The following is an 18,217-nucleotide window of genomic DNA, read 5'->3' on the forward strand; positions in this document are numbered from 1 at the left end:
ACACGCTACCAAGCGAACCTGACTGACACTCACTGGCACTCTATCCGGCGAGACAGTCTCGTATCCGAACGTTTTCGCCGACTGACTGCAAACGACGAGTCGTGTCTTCGCCCTCTCCCGAGCGACCAGATAGTCGCCGCAGTTGGCTGGTGGCCATCGTCGGCTCGATTGCGATGGTGTTTACGTTCGGAACGCCGCTTTCGTACGGCGTCTTCCACCAGCCATTCAGCGACGCGTTCGGGATTTCGCCGGTCGCAATGTCGACTGTCTTCTCAGTGATGCTGTTTGCCTTTTTTATTGGCTCTGGATTGATCGGTATCGCCTCGACACGACTCCCTGCTCGCGTCGTGCTTCTTGCATGCGCTGGCGCGACTGCCGCAATCGCGCCCGCACTCTACGTAACGGAGTCATATCTGGGCCTCGTCGCCGTCTTTGCCGTGCTCGGGCTGGCGCTCGGGACCGTCTTCGTTCTGCTCGCCTCTGTTGTTCCGCGCTGGTTTGACGAACGCCGCGGCGTTGCAACCGGCCTGATCTTCGTCGGAAATGGATTAGGCTTGACCGTCTTGCCACCGATCTGGCAAGCCGCAATCGAAACCGTCGGCGTCCGGCAGGGCTTTCTCGTCGTCATGGGCGTGACAGCCGCCGCGTTCGCCCTCGCCGGTCTCACCTGTCGCCGACCCCGGTGGGCCGACCAGACGACAGAGTCGTTCCGCGGCGTCCTCGAGTGGGTCCGCGGGTTAGCCGGCAGCCGAACCTTTCAGTTACTGTTCGTCGGCATGAGTCTCGCGTTTGCGTGGTATCAGTTGCTCGCCGCCTACGCGATCGATTACTTTGCGGCGCGAGGGATGACTGAAGCCGCCGCATCCGTCGCGTTCGGGCTCATCGGCGGCGTGAGCATCATCTCTCGAATCGGTGGCGGCTACGTCGCAGACGTCGTCGGCTCGAGGCGGGCGTTTCTGGCCTCGCTGGGCTGTGCAGCCGTCGGTGTCGTGTTATTGTTGGTGCCCGGCTGGGTGGCCCTCGGGGTTGCGATTATCGTTACTGGCCTCGGGTTAGGCGGAAGTGCAACGCTGTACATCCCAGTGTTGATGGAAATTTTCGACCCGAAGCGAGATACGGCGATCATCGGCATTTTCAACGTCGCTGGCGGCGTGGGTGCGCTGGCGATGCCGCCGCTTGGGACGGCGAGTGTCGCCTACACGGGTAGTTACACCGTTGCACTCGCACTGACCGTCGGCGTCGTTCTCACCGGCTTTTGGCTGATCGCGATGGGAACGCGTATCCGCTGATAGTAGATCGGCTACGGGCTCGAGAAGGAGCTATGCATTGTGCCTGATTGCCACAACGTTCAGGCCTAACAGTGACTACAGTCCACACTTCCCAAAGAATACTCGTGAGACCGACGTTCGCAGCATTCGCCACCCACAGTCGGACACAACCCCCAGCGGCCACCCATTTTTCATGGCGAAACCACGACTGTTATGACGTCGCGCTTCTTCAGTCACGCCAGCATGTGGCCACTCGGACACGCTGCGGTCGGCTATCTTCTGTATACGTTCGCGACACGGACGCGATTTGATAGCCCGCCCGCTGCCCTCCCGCTTTTTTCACTCCTGCTCGGGACGCAGTTTCCGGACCTCGTTGACAAGCCACTGGCGTGGTACGTCGGCGTCCTGCCAACCGGCCGAACGCTTGCCCACTCGCTGCTGTTTTTGATCCCGCTCTCGATCATCGTCCTCGCAGTTGCCCGTCGCTACGACCGGACCGAACTCGGCTTCGCGTTCGTCCTCGGCGCACTCTCACACGCGGTCGTCGACGTCATCCCTGCACTCTGGGGTGCTGCCGATCCGAACATGCTGCTCTGGCCGCTTCTCCCCGTCGAGACCTACGAGAGTGGGCCGCCCACCATTATCGGACTCTTCCTCGAGTCGCTGTCCGATCCGTACTTCCTCCTCGAGTTCGTCCTCGCCGCGCTCGCGCTCGCGGCGTGGCGACGCGATGGATACCCCGGCCTCGAGGTCGTTCGCTCGGCGGTTGGTCGGCTACTGCCGGGTCGGTCGGATGCTTGACCCAGGCGTGTTTTACACGGCGAAGGCCCTCAGCAAGCGGAGCGTAACTGACACCGACCGCTCGAGAGTACAACTCGTCGGCGAGTACAATATGTGTAGTTAAGTACGGCGACGGTCGTCTGTAGAGTAAGATGGTCTACTATGCGGGCGTCGACCTCGGCGCGACGAACGTGCGGGCCGCCGTCGCGGAAGACGACGGGACGACAATTGGTGTGAGTAAAAACGCCACACCGCGGGGGCCAACTGGCATCGATGTCACGGAAGGTGTGCTCCAGACAGTGCGAGAAGCTTGTATCGACGGCGACATCGATCCCGAAGCCGTCGAGTCGGCGGGAATCGGCTCGATTGGGCCGTTCGACCTCGCGGAAGGCGCGGTGGTCGACCCGGCGAACCTCCCCGACTCGATCGACCGAATCCCACTCACCGGCCCGATTGGCGAACTGATCGACAGCAACGAGGTCTACCTACACAACGACACGAACGCGGGTGTCATCGGCGAACGGTTCCACGCCGACCGCAACCCCGACGACATGGTCTACATCACCATCTCCTCGGGGATTGGTGCCGGTGTCTGCTGTGACGGCGAAATCTTAGACGGCTGGGACGGCAACGCCGGCGAAGTCGGCCACTGTGTCGTCGACCCCCGTGGCCGCCTCACCTGTGGCTGTGGCGTTGATGGCCACTGGGAAGCGTACTGCTCGGGCAATGGCATCCCCGACTATACCCGCCTGCTTGCCGAAGACGACCCGACGATTTCAACCTCGCTCCCGCTCGAGGACCCCGACTTCACGGCCAGAGACGTCTTCGAACTCGCAGGCGAGGACGAACTGGCAGACTACACAATCGAGCAACTCGCCCACTGGAACGCAATCGGCGTCGCCAACGTGATCCACTCGTTTGCCCCACTCGTCATCTCCTTTGGTGGAGCAGTTGCCCTCCATAACGAGCAGCTGGTCGTCGACCAAATCCGTGACCGAATCTCCAGAATGATCATGAGCAACGTCCCTGAAATCCGCGTGACGGATATGGGCGATGACGTCGTGCTCGAGGGCGCACTCGCGAGTGCAATGACCGAAGGCACTGGCGACCGACGACGATTCCAGAACTGACCCGCAAGTCGTCGGTACTGGCTCGGACTCGCGTGAGATGGCATTATGTGTCTCCGACGATGACTAATGCGTATGCGACGACGTGCCCTCCTTCGGACTGGTGGCGCGAGCCTGGTGATCGGGATGGCCGGGGCCGGGATACTCGCCGGAAGTCCGCGAATACGAGCGACCACGACGCAGGCAGACTACGAACCACTCGGTCGTGTTGAGATCGATAACGCGGCGGAAGCTGTCGTTGGCGACGATGGCGATATTGTCTACGTCGCGGCCACCACCGGCTTTGCGACCGTCGATATTAGCGATCCAGCAGACCCCGAGGTTCTCGCCGAAGAACGCGGCCTCGAGTTCGATGACCAGAGATTCAACGAGATTCTGGACGTGAAAGTCGACGGCAACCTGCTCGCTGTTGCTGGCCCGGCAAATCAGGCGAACGACTTCCTCTTTCATGGATTTGCAATATACGACGTGAGCGACCCTGCCGAGCCGGAACTGCTCGGCGAGCCGTACGAAACCGGCTACCACATCCACAACTGCTTTCTCGAGGATGAGACGCTCTACGTCGTCGGCAACGGCGAACTCGAGAACCCGCTCGTTGTGTTCGACCTTGGCGGTGACGAAATCGAAGAGATCAGCCGGTGGTCATTGGTCGAACAGGAACCCGACTGGCAGGATGTCAACTGGCTCGTGCGCTACCTCCACGACGTGTACGTCCACGACGACATTGCGTACCTCGCCCACTGGAACGCCGGAACCTACCTGCTCGATGTCAGCGACCCCAGCGAGCCGGAGTACATCTCTCACGTCTCAGAGACCACGCTCGAGGACGAACTGGCCGTCGAGGACGACAACGAGGCACAGATGGGGCTGCCCGGCAACGATCACTATTCGGCAGTTGATGACACCGGCGACCTGCTCGGCGTCGGCCGCGAAGCCTGGGCGACGGGGCAAGGCGACACCGATACTGATCGACCGGGCGGGATCGACCTCTACGACGTCAGTGATCCCGCCGATCCCGTCCATCGGGCGACGATTGACGCACCTCGAGCGCTTAACGAACGTTACAACGGCGGGCTCTGGACGACGGCACACAATTTTGAACTCCGGGACAACGAACTCTACGCCTCGTGGTATCAGGGCGGCGTGACAATTCACAACGTGAGCGATCCGAGCGACCCCGAGGAAATCGCCTCGTGGCACGACCCCGAAGCCGCGGGCTTCTGGACCGCTCGAGTCGCCGAGCCCGGTGAAACGTTCGTCGCGAGCAGCACCGAACTCATCCCGAACGCGCCGACCGAGGGCGCACTCTATACGTTCCCAATCGAGGCCGGCGAACAGGCCGACCAGCCCTCACTCACCGATCCCGACGACCTCGAATTCGACGTGGAAGCGCCAGATGGCGACGACAACGGCGGGAGCGACGACGCCGACGACCAGTCAAACGAGACGCCAACCGATGCCAACGGGGGCGACAACTCGAGCACTGAGGCGGACGACAGTTCCGATTCCGTCCCCGGGTTTACTATCGGGGTCGGCGCTGCGGGTGGACTCGCTGCACTCGAGGCGCTTCGGCGGCGCAACGACCGCGGAGAGTAACTGGAGCGAGCGCTCGAGGGCGAAATGATATGATCGCGCTCGCGTTTCGGATCCTCGAGTAGTGAATCACTGATCGCAGGGCCGAACAATGATATGCCCGGCACGCCGAGTGACAACCAACCAAACGGGATCCCAATGACGAGTCACTACGATCACGAGCAGGTCCAGGAGTTTTGGCAGTACGTCTGGGAGCGCGACGAGGTCTATCACCTCGAGGATGACGCCGTGGATCCGACCTACGTTCTCGGGATGTTTCCCTACACGTCGGGCACGTTGCATATGGGACACGTCCGAAACTACGCGATTACGGATGCCTACGCCCGCTATCGTCGAATGCAAGGCGACGACGTGTTGCATCCGATGGGATGGGACGCGTTCGGCCTCCCAGCCGAAAACGCCGCCTACGAGCGCGCGAGCGATCCGAACTCGTGGACACAGGCCTGTATCCGACGAATGCGCGAGGAACTCGAGACGATGGGGTTTGGCTACGACTGGTCGCGAGAGATCACGACCTGTGAGCCCGACTACTACCAGTGGAATCAGTGGCTGTTCAAGCGATTTTACGAGGCCGGACTCGTCGAGTACGAGGCTGCGTCGGTCAACTGGTGTCCGGACTGTGAGACCGTCCTCGCGGACGCACAGGTAGATGAACGCGAGTCCGCAGACGGCAGCCACGACGGCGAACGCGTCTGCTGGCGCTGTGAAACGCCCGTCACCTGGCGCGAACTCGATCAGTGGTTCTTCACGATCACCGACTACGCCGAAGAACTGGTCGACGGACTCGAGGACCTCGAGGGCTGGCCCGATGGCGTCCGCGAAATTCAGCGCAACTGGATCGGCCGCCAGGAAGGGACGCGGATCACGTTCGAAGTCGCCGGTGATGAGACGGAGACCACCGCCGTCGACGTATTCAGCACTCGCCCGGACACCATCTACGGCGCAACGTATCTCGCGGTCTCACCCGGCCACGTTCTCGCGCGTGACCTCGCCGAGACGGACGAGAGCGTTGCAGCGTACGTCGATACCGTCCGCGAGCAAGACCCCGGAGACGTTGGCCTCTCGGGTGTCGAAACCGACGCGACGGCAACCCACCCACTAACCGGCGAGGAACTCCCAGTGTACGTCGCAGGCTACGTCCTCGAGGATGTCGGCACCGGCGCGGTGATGGGCGTTCCTGCACACAACGAACGCGATCACGCCTTCGCCGCCGAGCACGACCTGCCAATTGCGGGCGTTGTCGCGCCGACAACGGGCGCGAGCGATGTCGACCTCGAGTCCGCGGCCTACACCGGCGAGGGCATTCTCGAGGACAGCGGCGAGTACTCCGGACTCGAGAGCGAGACGGCTCGCGAGCGACTGCTCGAGGAGCATGATGCGCTCGAGGAAGACGTGACCTACCGACTGCGCGATTGGCTCATTTCTCGGCAACGCTACTGGGGGACGCCGATTCCGGTCGTCCACTGCGAGGACTGCGGGCACGTCCTCGTTCCCGACGACGAGTTGCCCGTCGAACTGCCGGAGTTCGTCCGAACCACAGGAAACCCGCTCGCAGAACACGACTCGTTCCGCGAAACTGAGTGTCCCGAGTGTGGCGGCCCGGCCCGCCGAGAGACGGATACGATGGACACCTTCGTCGACTCGTCGTGGTACTACCTGCGATTCCTCTCGCCCGACTACGACGACGGCCCGTTCGACCCCGAAAAGGCAGCGGAGTGGATGCCCATCGATGTCTACGTCGGCGGCGACGAACACGCTATCCTCCATCTGCTGTACATCCGCTTTTTCGCCCGCGCACTCTCCGATCTCGGCCTGCTCGAGTGTCGCGAGCCGGTCCAAGAGCTCATCAGTCAGGGGACGGTGCTGTACGACGGCGAAAAAATGTCGAGTTCGAAAGGCAACGTCGTCGCGCCACAGGAGTACGGCGCGGAGACGACCCGGCTGTTCGTGCTCTCGGCAGCCCACCCCGAACAGGACTTCGAGTGGACCGCAAACAACGTTCGCGGGGCCTACGACCTCCAGCAGGACCTGTACGGAATGGCGACCGCGTTCGTCGAGGAGGGCAACACTCGTCTCGAGCGCCAACCACACGACGAGTACATCGCTGACGAAATTGACCGGACGATCATCGCCGTTACGGACGAGTACGAGCGCTTTCGGTTCCACCGCGCAGCAACCGAGATTCGAGAACTCGCCCAACTGCTTCGCCGCTATCGAGCCTACGCCCAGCCTCACGACGAGACCTATCGCCGCGGGCTGTTGACTCTCGCCGCACTGATCTCACCGATGGCCCCGCACCTCGGCGAGGAGTGCTGGAACAAGCTTCGCGGCGACGGACTGGTCGTCGAAGCCGACTGGCCCGAGCCCGAAACCGACATCGAAGATTCCCGCCTCGAGCGTCGACTGGTCGAACGAACGCTTGCAGACGTTCGCGATATTGTCGAGGTGGCTTCCATCGACGAACCCGAACAGATCGACCTGGTCGTCGCACCGACGTGGACGTATCGCGCCGCGACGCTCCAGGCGGTCGCCGAACGTGACGATACGACGGATGCAGATGACCTCGAGTCAGTTGCCGAGCGCGTGTCCGAGCAACTCGAGGCAGACGTCTCGAGTGACCAACTCGCTTCGTTCCTCGAGCAACGAGCAACGGCTCGCGGCCACGGTACTGTCGAGGTCCTCGAGCCCGAACGTGAGCGACTGGTCCTCGAGCGGGCGGCCTGGCTCGTAACCGACGAGTTCAACGCCGACGTGACGATTCGGCGGGCGGGTGAGGTCGACGCACTCGATGAGGGCGAACTGAACGCTCGACCCGGCAAACCAGCGATTCGGATCGAATAGCGCGGCTACCGTCAGTCGTTGCCAACGTCGAAACCCCCTTTTTGTGGGCGTTCCTACGGCAGGTAAGACGGTATGTCGACAGTGACCGTTAGCGCAGGCGCACGCCTCCACGTTGGCTTTCAGAACCTCTCGCTGGCCCGGCAGCGCCTCTACGGCGGCGTCGGTGTTGGCCTCGCAGAGCCACGCGTGACTGTGGTGGGCGAGCCCGCCGAAACCGTTGACTGCGACGATTCGTTGGGTCAAAAGTACGCCACGCGAGCCTGCGATATTCTCGAGGTGCCCGGCGTATCGCTCACGATCGAAGAGCGCCTGCCGCGTCACGTCGGCCTCGGTAGCGGCACGCAACTCGCGTTGTCGGTCTTTGCGGCCACTGCAGCAGCCTATGACCTCGAGATCGACGTTCGCGAGCACGCACCAGCGATGGGGCGGGGCGGGCGAAGCGGGATCGGCCTCGCGACGTTCGAGGACGGCGGCTTCGTGGTCGATGCGGGCCATCCAACGGCCCGATTCACGACGCGCCCACCCGCAGAGGGCGACTGGACAGTTCCGCCGGTTGTTGCCCGCCACGACCTCCCTGACGACTGGCGATTTCTGGTCGTCGTCCCCGACGTTGCTCCCGGACGAAGCGGCGAGAGCGAAGACGAAAGTATGCGTGCCGTCGTCGAACGCGCAGACCCCGCTGTCGCCGACGAACTCGCCGGCGTCGTCACCCGGAAACTGCTCCCCGCCGCCGCGGCAGGCCGACTCGAGGCCTTCGGGGAAGCGATCGCCGAAATCGGCCGCAAGAACGGCGCGTGGTACGCGGATGCCCAAGGTGGCGTTTTCCGCCCGCCCGCGGGCGAACTCGTCGAAGCACTCGAGGACTGTCCCGTGCTGTCTGGCATTGGCCAGTCCTCGTGGGGGCCGGTCGTCTACGGCGTAACTGACCGCGAACACGGCGATGAGGCTCTCGGTGCAGCGGAGGACGCACTGACGGAGCGTGGACTCGAGGGCGAAGTGTTTCTCTCGCAGGCTGCGACGAGCGGGGCGACGATCCGCGCTGAGGACGCGTAGTTCCTCGTCGGATCACGAACACCTATACCGCATGCCACCCACGGACGGGTATGGAGCGGATGCCGCTTGGCGTCTCACGACTCGACCGACTCATTGGGGGCGGGGCCCCGACCGGCAGCGTCGTCCTGGCCGCGGGCGACTCCGGGGCGGGGGCGCGCGAATTCTGCTATACGAGCGCCGTCATGAACGGCCTTGCAATCCAAGAAGCCGACCAGTTTGACCTCCATTACGGCGACCTTGAGTCGGGAACGACGCTTCCCGAGGCGGTTCATTATGTGTCCTTTACCGATGACCAGCGAGCGGTTGGGACGGAGATGTCGTTCGTAATGAATAATGACCTCGTCACCGACGGCATGGAAACCGTCGAATTCATCGAACTCGCCGAGGAATACTTCCAGTTAACTCCGGTGCCAACGGAGTGGTACGCCGAACGGACGGCCGACATTACGTCACTAGGCTCACAAACGAAGCGCGACGGTATTCTCGAGGCCTTCGCAGAGTATCTCTCGGCGGAGGCCGCGGGAAGCCTCGTCGTCGTCGACTCCGTGACTGATCTGGTCGCAACAGCGGACGACCGCTTCGACTGGGCGGACCTGACCGTCCTCCTGAAGGGGCTCGCTCGCGCGTCCCGTCGCTGGGGCAGCGTCATCTTGTTACTGGTCAACTCAGAGGTGCTCGAGTCGACCGAACTCGGCCGACTCAAAGAAGCGAGCGACGGCACGTTGCTCTTCGAGTGGGAAAGTGGCGGTTCAGAACGCGCACGCACCCTCGTCGTCGAACAGTTCCGAGGCGTGCTCTCGCGACTCGAGGGCGAAGACATCGTTCGCTTCGAGACCGAAATCGGCGACGCTGGTTTCGACATCAGTAACGTTCGAAAAATACGCTAATCCGAACCGGCACGGGCTTAGCGGTGCTATTACTGTCAATTGACCCAGGCAACAACCCTTATACACCGACCCCCAGTAACTATGATAGATGGCGAGCGAGGACGACGATGGGGGTGTCTCGTTCGCGCTACCGGCCGATGTCGACGACTGGGTGGCAACTGCGGCCGAACGGCGCGATGAATCGCGCGAAGACGTCTGTCGTCGCGTGGTAACTGCAGCCCATGCTATCGCGACCGACGATGACGAGCCACAGCCAGTCGATCAAGACGACCTCGAGGCACTCGAGGACCAGTTCGAAACCGACCTCGAGAGCCAACACGAGGAGTTCCTCGAGTTACTCGAAGACGTTCGCTCGCGCGTTATTCAGGTCAAACGCGAAACGGACGCAAAAGCGTCCGCAGAACACGACCACGACACCTACGAGTCAGACCTCGAGTCACTGCAATCTGACCTGTCTGCTCTCGAGGAGCACGTCGGCGCCGGCTTTGAAAACTTCGAGGACGTCCTCGATTACCTCTTTGACCAGACCGACGACCTTGAGAAGCGCTCGACGGTGCTTGCAACGGCCGTCGTCGATCTCCGTGATCGGTGGAATACGTTTGCTGACCGTGAGCGCCGTCGCGCCGCTGCCGAGCGCTTGCAGTTGGCCGCAAACCAGCTGGGAATCCGTACCGCGGCCTGTGCAGACTGCGATGCAAGCATCGATATCGCGTTACTCACGGCCCCCGAATGTCCCCACTGCGAGAGCACGTTCGCCGATGTCGCCGAGCGCACCTCGTTTTTCGGCTCGCATACGCTCGAGACCGGCGAGCCACCCGCACTCGAGGGGCGGGCCGAACGCGAAACACAACCGACCAACGAGGATGTTTTTGAAGCGGTCGAAGCTGAGGCAGCGTCCACCGACCAATCGGAACCGAACACGTCGTTTGACGCCACTGACAAGCGATGACTGACGACAGCGAGTTCCCAGCTGATGACGAGTGCGATGACAGTGCATCCACAGAGAGAGACAGCATTCACACAGACGCGAACGAAGACGACTCACAAGCGACAGATCCGGCTCCCTTTAGCGACCACGTCAATGCTCTCCCAACTGATGACGTTGAGCCGACAGCGCGTAGCTCGTCCAAGGACGAATCGTCTGAGTCTGACTCGAGCGTGACAGCTACTGATGATCTTCCGCGCGTCCACAGCGAGCAAGCGGAATCGACACGCGAAACCCAGTCATCCGGTCGCGACCGGCAGGGACCCCTGAGCGACATCGCCTCGAGTGTTGACGAGCGAGCGGACGACGCTGCTGGCGACGGCGACGCGTTCGACGACCTGTTCGAACGCGAAAAGATCGGTGAAATCGATAGCGAACAACTCTGGGACCGCCTCGAGAACGACCAGCCACTCGACTCATTTCTCGAGGATGACCGCGAGATTCGCGACATCGACAAACACAGCTACTGCCACCAGTGTCCACACTTCGCCGAGCCGCCTGCACTCGAGTGTCAACACGACGGGACCGACATTCTGGCAGTCACCGCACTCGAGTCGTTCCGCGTGGCGGACTGTCCGGTCGTCCTCGAGAACGAAGCACTCGAGCGAGAGCGCTGACCCGTCACACGCCGATAGGAGCGAGGGTGTTTTTGCACTCGATTGCGTATCGCCAGTCATGCAGTTTTGCGATGATTGCGGTTCGATGATGAAAGCCGACGGCGACCAGATGGTCTGTACGAGCGACGACTGTGGCGCCTCGAGCGATCGGGATCGCGATCTTGAAGACGAGTTCGTCTCGACGGAATCGCAGACGGACGACGAAATCATCGAGTCTGATGAGAACGCGAACTTCGAGGGGAAACCGAAGGCGACCGATGTGATCTGTGATGAGTGTGGGAATCAGGAAGCCTGGTACACCCTCAAACAGACCGCCTCAGCGGATGAGCCGCCGACGCGCTTTTTCAAGTGCACCGAGTGCGGAAAGCGCTGGCGGGGCTATAACTGAGTTACAGTTCGTTTTTGAGATAGACGCCGACAATCGCCCCAAAGATGCTACAACCGACTATGTAGAACACCCCGAGCAGCACTGCGAGTATCAATACTGTGGCAATCACCCCTGGGGCGCCAAGGAAAAAAATGAGCGCGAGCATCCCGAAAAACGTGATCGGAACGAGCATAATCAGCCCGGCGAACAGGCCGACCCAGAACCCATCCGTGAGGTCGCCACCCTCGAGATAGCCGGCGATTGCGCCCCCAAGCAGCGGTGAGCCGGGGATAAACGAGAGTACGATGCCAGCGCCGCCACCCGCTGCGGCGTTCATCAGCGTGCTTCCGTGGTCCGGCGGCTCCTCGTAGGAATCGACCGGTGGCGGTGTATTCGCCGAATCAGCAGACATAGGTCCCGATTCCGACCCGACCGGCAAAAGTCTTCCTCACAAACACGATCCGTCGGCGACAGCGGGACACAACGTTCACAACGACGCGGACGAACGTCCAACTGAATGCCCGATGGGCCACGGCTGCCGGGCGTTGACCACGCAGACGACGAGGACCGCATCATCTGTCACGTTGACGCCGACTGCTTCTACGCCTCGTGTGAGCGACTGCGCGAGCCCGAACTCCGAGACGACCCCGTCGTCGTCGGCATGGGCTACGAACCCGGCGAGACTGTCGGCGCAGTCGCCACCGCCAGCTACGAGGCCCGCGAGTTCGGCGTCGAAAGCGCCCAGGCAATCTCGAGCGCGCTCGAGCGACTGCCTCGCCGCGCCGCGCTCTCCCCGGCTGCCGACGATCACGACCCAGACCTCACGCGCGAGGAGACTGGCTATTACCGTCCGGTCGATATGGACTTCTACGAGTCCGTCGCCGATGACGTCCGCTCGATTCTTCACGACTGTGCCGATATCGTCCGCGGGGTCAGCATCGACGAGGCCTATCTCGACGTCACCGAGCGCACCGCCTGGGAGGTCGCCGACGGCTTCGCTCGCCATATCAAAGATCGCATCCGCCGTGAAGTCGGCGTGACCGTCAGCGTCGGCGTCGCACCCACCATGAGCGCCGCCAAAATCGCCAGCGACTTCGACAAGCCGGACGGCCTCACCGTCGTTCGTCCCGGCACCGTCCGGGAGTTTCTGGCCCCACTCGAGGTCGACCTGCTCCACGGTGTCGGCCCCGTAACTGCCCGCGAACTTCGGGAGATGGGCCTCGAGACGGCCGGCGACGTAGCAGCGACCGATCCCGAGCCGCTGATCGAGCGCTTCGGCGAGCGCGGCCGGGAGCTGTACGACCGCGCCCGCGGTGACGACGAGCGGCGCGTCGAACCCAAAGGCGATCCCAAGAGCTTCTCGCGCGAGTCTGCGTTCGCGGAGCCTGTTTCCGAGCCCGAGCCGAAGTACGACCAGATCGAAACACTCGCCGAAGCCGTTGCCGACCGTGCAACCCGCGAGGGCGCGCTGTACCGAACTGTCGGCGTCAAAGCCGTCCTGCCGCCGTTCGAGGTCAACACTCGCGAACAATCCCTTCCCGGCCCCGTCGACGACCCCGAACTGGTCGAGCGCATCGCTCGAGAGCTATTCGTCGAGTTCGAAACCGAGGCCGTCCGAAAGCTTGGCGTCCGCATCGCCAACCTCGAGTTCTCTGCAGCCGATCAGGCCAGCCTCGACGGGTGGGACGACGCAGTCTCGGAGGCGGACGCTGATGACTCTACGGAGGCAGTTGGCGATGCTGGCACTCTCGAGGGACCTGACAGGCCTGCAACTGATGGGACTACGACTGATGGTGCCGATCCTGACGACGAAACAGACGCTGTTTCGGACGACTCGAGACCCATGACAGACGGCCAATCGTCATTGACCGACTTTTCCCGCGAATGAGAGGAGTCTGAACATGTGTGACGGATCGGCCACCACTCGGCGGGACGTGACAGCAATCGATTCGAACAGAACACTGAAATGATCCCCCTTCGTTCACACCCAGTAGTAACGAATATCGCTCCGATCGCTCATGACTGATGATTTCTATGATCTTCTCGAGATCCCGTCCGACGCCTCCCAGGACGAGATCAAAGACGCCTATCGGGAGAAGGTTCGCGTCTACCATCCGGACGTAAACGACGACGATCGAGCGCGAGCGCAGTTTACCGCCGTCACAAAGGCCAACGAAATTCTCGGCGACCCGGTCGAACGCCAGGCCTACGACCGACTCGGGCACAAAGACTACGTCGCAAAACGAACCAGCGGCATCCCCTCACCGGATGTCTGGAAGACAGACAGCGACTCGAGCACCACCAGTACACGCACGTCGAGCACCTCGAGCGGATCCACTGCGTCCTCGAGTACGAGTTCAAAGTCAGGAACGGGAACGAAAACGAGCACAGGCCCGTCCTCGAGTAGCGCCTCCGGGTCGACAGCAACCGGGTCGCGCACACGGTCGTCTCGATCGCGCTCGAGTTCGAGTTCGCAATCGAAATCGGCCTCGAGTTCCGGCTCCGGTTCCAGTTCGAGTTCACGTGCAGACTCGAGTTCCTCGCGATCACGCTCTCGTTCGCGTTCGGATAGGACGGACCGATCGGCAAGTGCGGGTGCGAGGACAGCAACAGCCGGTGCCAGTAGCACAACGCGCTCGAAAACGACAGCGGGGGCTGCGACTAACTCGAGCAAGACGACAGGAAGCCAGTCACGCTCGCGCGCAGACACTGCAACCAGAACGAACGCGACGACAGAGACTAGAGAAACAAGCGACGATGAGACATCGACACCAACCGACCGTCGCGAGAATCCAATTAGCCGCTGGTGGCGTCGCCAGAATTTCTCGCTGCCGCTTATCTGGCTGTCCGTGCTCGTCTATGCCGTTGGACTCGCTCACTTCGCCCTCGAGAACGCAACCCCACTCGAGGCGCTCGTCGCCGAAGTAGCGGCAGTTGGAACCGACCCAGAGGCAGTCTGGACGCTGCTTACAGAGAGTCGCCACGGCATTGATAGCCCAGCAATGTTCGTCGCAGGCGTCGAACTCGTGGCCACACCGCTGCCAACGCTCGAGTGGTACGCCGTTCTCGTGGGGATCGTCGTCGCTGCGCTCGTGACTCTCGTCGCAACCCGGTACTGGCGACGAGGCAAAGTTGGCGGCACGATCACGATCGATGAGACGATCCTTCTGGCACTCGCGCTGGGAACTGCCACGACGCTGCTCGGCGGACCGTTGCTTGCCGGTGCCGTGCTCATGCCGTTCCTGTTCGGCGTCATCGTCCGTCACACGCGACTGCAACCCGGCTGGAAACCGTCGTATCTGTACGTCGCACCCGTCCTCGCACCGATTCTCGGCATCGGTGCTGGACTCGCCGACTATGGATTGCTCCCCGCAGAACTGCTCGCGTTCGTCATCTTGCCGCTCGCGGGCGCTCTTGGACTGCCGCTGCGCGCAACGATCAGGAAACGATTCGGTCGGTAATCAGCCGACCGTCGTCGCCACACCCTTTGTCTGACGGTAGTCGCTTGCGAGAATCGCCTCGAGTCGTTCAACCAGACGCCCACGGTCTGTGTCGTCCCACTCGCTGGGTTCCCGAATTGGGACGACCATGAAGCCACGACCGCGGATTTCTGTCGCATGCAAGTCGTCGACCTCGAGGTCAAACCGTCGCCGTTGGGTGGTGTAGGCCTCGAGAACGTGGTCCGTTGCCGCGTCGCCGACCGGCAACAGGATGTGAGCGTTGATCGCCCGCAGTTCAGCGTCAAAAAAGCGCTCGAGGTCGTCGTAGTCTCTCGGTGCTGGCTGGTGGCCATCCGGCAGACAGCACATGTGGATGTAACTCGCAAAGAGATTCTCAACGTTCGGCTCGTCTGTCGGCCCGGTGACGAACTCGAGGTCTCGAAAGACGTTCTGAATTGCGAGGCCGGCGTCGGTGTCAGTAAACGGGACACCGGATCGCTTGCCGCCGTGACTGCCCGGATGGTCGCCGATAACGTGAAAGTCGGCGTTCGCGTCACCGTAGCCGAAGACGGCTGTGCGCTCGTCCGGGGCAGTCCGGTCGAACGGCGGTCGGAGTCCGAACGGATTGCGTGTGTGATCGGTGACGTTCTTCACGAGAGTGACAACGGGCGCGGCTACAATAACGGCCGCGGTTGTCGAATGGAAACCGGTCTGGCGTCCGTTGACACCGTGTTCACATCACTTGTCGTCAGAGCGAGATGGGCTGGATGGGGGCCCATACTCGTTTTCGAGGGTCTCAGGTGTAGCTGGTGTCTCGGTGGCTGCATTCGACTCGGGCATGAGCGTCGAACTGATCAGTGCGGCGAGTCCACGTCGAAGTCGCTGTGAGACAGCAGAGTCAGAAATCTCGAGTTGTTCGCCAAGATCGACCAATGTCGTCTCTCGAGGCACGTCGAAGTACCCAGCCTCGTAGGCTGAGACGATGAGGTCTCGCTGTGCTGTTGTCAATCCGAACTGGAGTTGGTCTTCTGGAGAAACCGCCTCGTGGAGTTGAATGAGTTCGAGAGAGATGTCCTGCTCCGTACAGGACGTATAGAACGTCGAGAGAGCCTCGTACGTTGGAAATCGAAGCCGGAGCGTCCACGTTGACGGCGTGCCGACGGCGTTCGTTACGATCGCTTCGTTTCGCTGAATCGCCTTGAGAACGCCGTTAACATGCCCGTTCCAGTCGATTTTCATCAGAACGCTCTCGTCGGCTTCGTCGACGACAGAGACGGTATCGACGGCCGATTCACGCTCGAGTCGGTCGGAGACAGCGTCAGTCGCCTCGAGCGGAATCCAGAGGTATGGGATAATACCCTCGTTCGTCGGCACTGTGGTTTCGACGGTGACGGTGACATCGAGTTCTGGATCGAGCACCGCGCCGAGCGGGAACGCTGTTGCGGGGACGGAAACTGTCGCGATAACACTCATTGATTGGGGACGCAAGCCGGCAGTGTGTGGCGGTTGACCACACGTTGACGTCGGTTGTGAAGCTGTGTTGTTCGACGGTGGTTGTGGAGGAGTATCCTGTAAAGACGTGTGAACATACGGGGTGCTCAGTCCTATATTCTCTGGATCTTACAAGAATCGGTGGGTTCGATATCGAAGTCATTTATGTGTGTTGTGAGCGGAGTGACGACGCTCGTCGGCGTGGTCGGCATCCGCGCGCAACAGTGTGACTGACACACGGCCAACCGCGTCAAAGTCTTTCAGTTGATACACGAGCGAGCGAACCGTTTCCGCATCGCCGTGACAGAACACGGACTCGAGACACCACTGGCCGTGATGGACGTGACAGGTCGTATCGATGATTTCCTGATACTCGTGTTGAATTTCGTGGAGTGCGTTGATAATCTCGTCGTGGACGTAATCGAAGACGATCGTCGCTGCAACCGTTCCATGGGCTTGCTCGAGTCGATGATGTGATTCGACATACTCTTGGATTGCCTCGCGCAGCGCTCGAGAGCGAGAGTCGAGCCCTTCTGCTTGCCAGGTCTGGTCGAATTCGGCGATCATCTCCTCGGGAACGTTGAGGCTCGTTCGCATACCCCGTCGTTGGGCTGGGAGCGAAAAAGAACCGCGGTTGCAACTCGGTTCGACAACGTGGTCTCGAGTGCAAAGCTGTGGCGTGAAAAATGAACGCAACAGTACTGGATCGCAATTCGCTGGGTTTAGTGGTCGGTTCGCGTTGCGCGGGTCGCGCTATAGTAGCTGCCGACACAGAAGACAAGAAAGAGCACGGCAGCAAGTCCGATGTAGAGTTGGTCAAGTGTCGCGCTGAAGTTCATCACAGTCTGGCGGCCAAGATACGAGACGACGAGTGCTAAGACGGTAGCACCTCCAGCCAGGCCAATCAGTGGAACATCATCAAAGCGCCAGCGGCCGACCATCACGGCGATGATGACAGCAGCGATGAGCGCGAGGGTGACGCCGTACTGGAGCAACTGGACGGTCGGTGAGTACTCCGAGACGACACCGAGGTCAGTTGGACTGAGCGCGACGTGAAGCGGTAAGGAAACAAGCCCAAGGCCGAACGCGGCCGTGACCGCATCAGCTGAGAGTGCTGACTTCCAGACGAGCACCGTCGCGATGACGAACAGTGCGAAGATCAGGATTGCAGTCCAAAAGTGCAACGAGAGGATATCCATCTCGTACACTAACACAGTCTCACGGCCCAGATACACCTGAATCGGCGTCAAGACCATCCCGAGGACGACAAGCGTTGCGACTCGAGTGTCGATATTGGGAAGTCGCCAGGCGGCAACTGCCGAGCCGATGATTGCGACGCCAGCGAACATCGCGACGAATCGATGAATCCACTCGTAGAAACTCGGGAGGTTGGCCGGCAGGAGGTTAAACGGCCCAGCGTCGCACTGTGGCCAATTCGCCTCACAGGCGAGTCCCGACCCGGTTGCTTTCGCAGCAACGCCTAACAGAATCGTCGCCGCGACCAACACGAGCGTCGTCGCGAGCAGATGTGGGAAGCCAAACCGGTCGATCAACGATCGGAGTGTCGGACGCGAAGGGGAGTTATCGGACGACACAGTCGTTCAGACGGGAGTTAGGACCAACCGTATTTAGGCTTCCCGTGTTGATTCCCAGGGACTGAGAGCCATCGGTCCAGGTTTCGCGCATTTCGTTTCAGTTGCTCGTACAGTTATGACACGCCGCGGTGGGTACCGACACCTGTCCGCCGTGGTCCGTCGCATTCAAGGAC

Annotated in this window: 18 protein-coding genes and 1 pseudogene; 13 read left to right on the forward strand and 6 right to left on the reverse strand. The window is 61.5% G+C overall.

The window, feature by feature from the left end:
* Positions 1-173 precede the first annotated feature (173 nt).
* The 10 genes from G6M89_RS01125 (at position 174) to G6M89_RS01170 (ending at position 11,539) form a co-directional block, all read left to right on the forward strand.
* Positions 174-1,289 carry an MFS transporter gene (locus tag G6M89_RS01125; RefSeq protein ID WP_206335431.1) on the forward strand — a complete coding sequence of 372 codons (1,116 nt, stop codon included), beginning with the start codon at positions 174-176 and terminating at the stop codon, positions 1,287-1,289.
* A 222-nt stretch (positions 1,290-1,511) separates the two neighbouring features.
* Positions 1,512-2,069 (forward strand): metal-dependent hydrolase, encoded by a 558-nt coding sequence (locus G6M89_RS01130; protein ID WP_165159966.1) that lies wholly within the window; start codon positions 1,512-1,514, stop codon positions 2,067-2,069.
* A gap of 131 nt (positions 2,070-2,200) precedes the next feature.
* Positions 2,201-3,178 (forward strand): ROK family protein, encoded by a 978-nt coding sequence (locus G6M89_RS01135; protein ID WP_165159967.1) that lies wholly within the window; start codon positions 2,201-2,203, stop codon positions 3,176-3,178.
* A gap of 72 nt (positions 3,179-3,250) precedes the next feature.
* Positions 3,251-4,771, forward strand: coding sequence for an LVIVD repeat-containing protein (locus tag G6M89_RS01140; protein ID WP_165159968.1), 1,521 nt, complete (start codon positions 3,251-3,253; stop codon positions 4,769-4,771).
* A gap of 135 nt (positions 4,772-4,906) precedes the next feature.
* Positions 4,907-7,609: a leucine--tRNA ligase gene (gene leuS / locus G6M89_RS01145; protein ID WP_165160502.1), complete on the forward strand. Its 2,703-nt coding sequence runs from the start codon at positions 4,907-4,909 to the stop codon at positions 7,607-7,609.
* Positions 7,610-7,681: 72 nt separating this feature from the next.
* On the forward strand, positions 7,682-8,662 hold the full coding sequence (locus tag G6M89_RS01150; RefSeq protein ID WP_165159969.1) for a beta-ribofuranosylaminobenzene 5'-phosphate synthase family protein: 981 nt from the start codon (positions 7,682-7,684) through the stop codon (positions 8,660-8,662).
* A 50-nt stretch (positions 8,663-8,712) separates the two neighbouring features.
* Positions 8,713-9,549, forward strand: a complete 837-nt coding sequence (locus G6M89_RS01155) for an HTR-like protein (RefSeq protein WP_165159970.1) — start codon at positions 8,713-8,715, stop codon at positions 9,547-9,549.
* 88 nt (positions 9,550-9,637) lie between these two features.
* Positions 9,638-10,498 (forward strand): hypothetical protein, encoded by an 861-nt coding sequence (locus G6M89_RS01160; RefSeq protein WP_165159971.1) that lies wholly within the window; start codon positions 9,638-9,640, stop codon positions 10,496-10,498.
* Positions 10,495-11,151 (forward strand): hypothetical protein, encoded by a 657-nt coding sequence (locus tag G6M89_RS01165; RefSeq protein WP_206335405.1) that lies wholly within the window; start codon positions 10,495-10,497, stop codon positions 11,149-11,151. The genes G6M89_RS01160 and G6M89_RS01165 overlap by 4 nt, the downstream gene beginning before the upstream one ends.
* A 58-nt stretch (positions 11,152-11,209) precedes the next feature.
* The gene (locus G6M89_RS01170) at positions 11,210-11,539 is read left to right on the forward strand and encodes a transcription factor S (protein ID WP_165159972.1); all 330 of its coding nucleotides are present in this window, start codon (positions 11,210-11,212) and stop codon (positions 11,537-11,539) included.
* 1 nt (position 11,540) lies between these two features.
* Here G6M89_RS01170 and G6M89_RS01175 read toward each other — a convergent pair whose 3' ends face one another.
* Positions 11,541-11,930: a DUF5518 domain-containing protein gene (locus tag G6M89_RS01175; protein ID WP_165159973.1), complete on the reverse strand. Its 390-nt coding sequence runs from the start codon at positions 11,928-11,930 to the stop codon at positions 11,541-11,543.
* A gap of 105 nt (positions 11,931-12,035) precedes the next feature.
* On the opposite strand from G6M89_RS01175, the gene G6M89_RS01180 reads away from it, so the two are divergent.
* Entirely contained in the window at positions 12,036-13,406 is a 1,371-nt protein-coding gene (locus tag G6M89_RS01180; protein ID WP_165159974.1) for a DNA polymerase IV, read from the forward strand.
* 130 nt (positions 13,407-13,536) lie between these two features.
* Positions 13,537-13,671 (forward strand): annotated as a pseudogene (locus G6M89_RS22705) (DnaJ domain-containing protein); the annotation flags it as partial.
* A 77-nt stretch (positions 13,672-13,748) separates the two neighbouring features.
* Here the strand turns inward: G6M89_RS22705 and G6M89_RS22710 are convergent.
* Positions 13,749-14,228 (reverse strand): hypothetical protein, encoded by a 480-nt coding sequence (locus G6M89_RS22710; protein WP_343162621.1) that lies wholly within the window; start codon positions 14,226-14,228, stop codon positions 13,749-13,751.
* 139 nt (positions 14,229-14,367) lie between these two features.
* Between G6M89_RS22710 and G6M89_RS22715 the strand changes: the two genes are divergently transcribed.
* Positions 14,368-14,979 carry a molecular chaperone DnaJ gene (locus G6M89_RS22715; RefSeq protein WP_343162622.1) on the forward strand — a complete coding sequence of 204 codons (612 nt, stop codon included), beginning with the start codon at positions 14,368-14,370 and terminating at the stop codon, positions 14,977-14,979.
* On the opposite strand, the gene G6M89_RS01190 is transcribed toward G6M89_RS22715, so the two are convergent.
* The 4 genes from G6M89_RS01190 to G6M89_RS01205 form a co-directional block, all read right to left on the reverse strand.
* A complete protein-coding gene (locus tag G6M89_RS01190; RefSeq protein ID WP_165159976.1) occupies positions 14,980-15,612 on the reverse strand; it encodes a uracil-DNA glycosylase family protein in 633 nt (210 codons plus the stop codon).
* An 84-nt stretch (positions 15,613-15,696) separates the two neighbouring features.
* Positions 15,697-16,431, reverse strand: coding sequence for a helix-turn-helix domain-containing protein (locus G6M89_RS01195; RefSeq protein ID WP_165159977.1), 735 nt, complete (start codon positions 16,429-16,431; stop codon positions 15,697-15,699).
* A gap of 177 nt (positions 16,432-16,608) precedes the next feature.
* Positions 16,609-17,046 (reverse strand): CopG family ribbon-helix-helix protein, encoded by a 438-nt coding sequence (locus tag G6M89_RS01200; RefSeq protein WP_165159978.1) that lies wholly within the window; start codon positions 17,044-17,046, stop codon positions 16,609-16,611.
* 125 nt (positions 17,047-17,171) lie between these two features.
* Positions 17,172-18,044 carry a COX15/CtaA family protein gene (locus G6M89_RS01205; RefSeq protein ID WP_165159979.1) on the reverse strand — a complete coding sequence of 291 codons (873 nt, stop codon included), beginning with the start codon at positions 18,042-18,044 and terminating at the stop codon, positions 17,172-17,174.
* Positions 18,045-18,217 lie beyond the last annotated feature (173 nt).

The organism is Natronolimnobius sp. AArcel1, assembly GCF_011043775.1.
GTDB lineage: Archaea > Halobacteriota > Halobacteria > Halobacteriales > Natrialbaceae > Natronolimnobius.

Bases quoted from the DNA above. Each gene is read 5' to 3' on its own strand.
- G6M89_RS01125 (WP_206335431.1), top strand. From the start codon at position 174: ATGGTGTTTACGTTCGGAACGCCGCTTTCGTACGGCGTCTTCCACCAG.
- G6M89_RS01130 (WP_165159966.1), top strand. From the start codon at position 1,512: ATGTGGCCACTCGGACACGCTGCGGTCGGCTATCTTCTGTATACGTTC.
- G6M89_RS01135 (WP_165159967.1), top strand. From the start codon at position 2,201: ATGGTCTACTATGCGGGCGTCGACCTCGGCGCGACGAACGTGCGGGCC.
- G6M89_RS01140 (WP_165159968.1), top strand. From the start codon at position 3,251: ATGCGACGACGTGCCCTCCTTCGGACTGGTGGCGCGAGCCTGGTGATC.
- leuS (WP_165160502.1), top strand. From the start codon at position 4,907: ATGACGAGTCACTACGATCACGAGCAGGTCCAGGAGTTTTGGCAGTAC.
- G6M89_RS01150 (WP_165159969.1), top strand. From the start codon at position 7,682: ATGTCGACAGTGACCGTTAGCGCAGGCGCACGCCTCCACGTTGGCTTT.
- G6M89_RS01155 (WP_165159970.1), top strand. From the start codon at position 8,713: ATGGAGCGGATGCCGCTTGGCGTCTCACGACTCGACCGACTCATTGGG.
- G6M89_RS01160 (WP_165159971.1), top strand. From the start codon at position 9,638: ATGGCGAGCGAGGACGACGATGGGGGTGTCTCGTTCGCGCTACCGGCC.
- G6M89_RS01165 (WP_206335405.1), top strand. From the start codon at position 10,495: ATGACTGACGACAGCGAGTTCCCAGCTGATGACGAGTGCGATGACAGT.
- G6M89_RS01170 (WP_165159972.1), top strand. From the start codon at position 11,210: ATGCAGTTTTGCGATGATTGCGGTTCGATGATGAAAGCCGACGGCGAC.
- G6M89_RS01175 (WP_165159973.1), bottom strand. From the start codon at position 11,930: ATGTCTGCTGATTCGGCGAATACACCGCCACCGGTCGATTCCTACGAG.
- G6M89_RS01180 (WP_165159974.1), top strand. From the start codon at position 12,036: ATGCCCGATGGGCCACGGCTGCCGGGCGTTGACCACGCAGACGACGAG.
- G6M89_RS01195 (WP_165159977.1), bottom strand. From the start codon at position 16,431: ATGAGTGTTATCGCGACAGTTTCCGTCCCCGCAACAGCGTTCCCGCTC.
- G6M89_RS01200 (WP_165159978.1), bottom strand. From the start codon at position 17,046: ATGCGAACGAGCCTCAACGTTCCCGAGGAGATGATCGCCGAATTCGAC.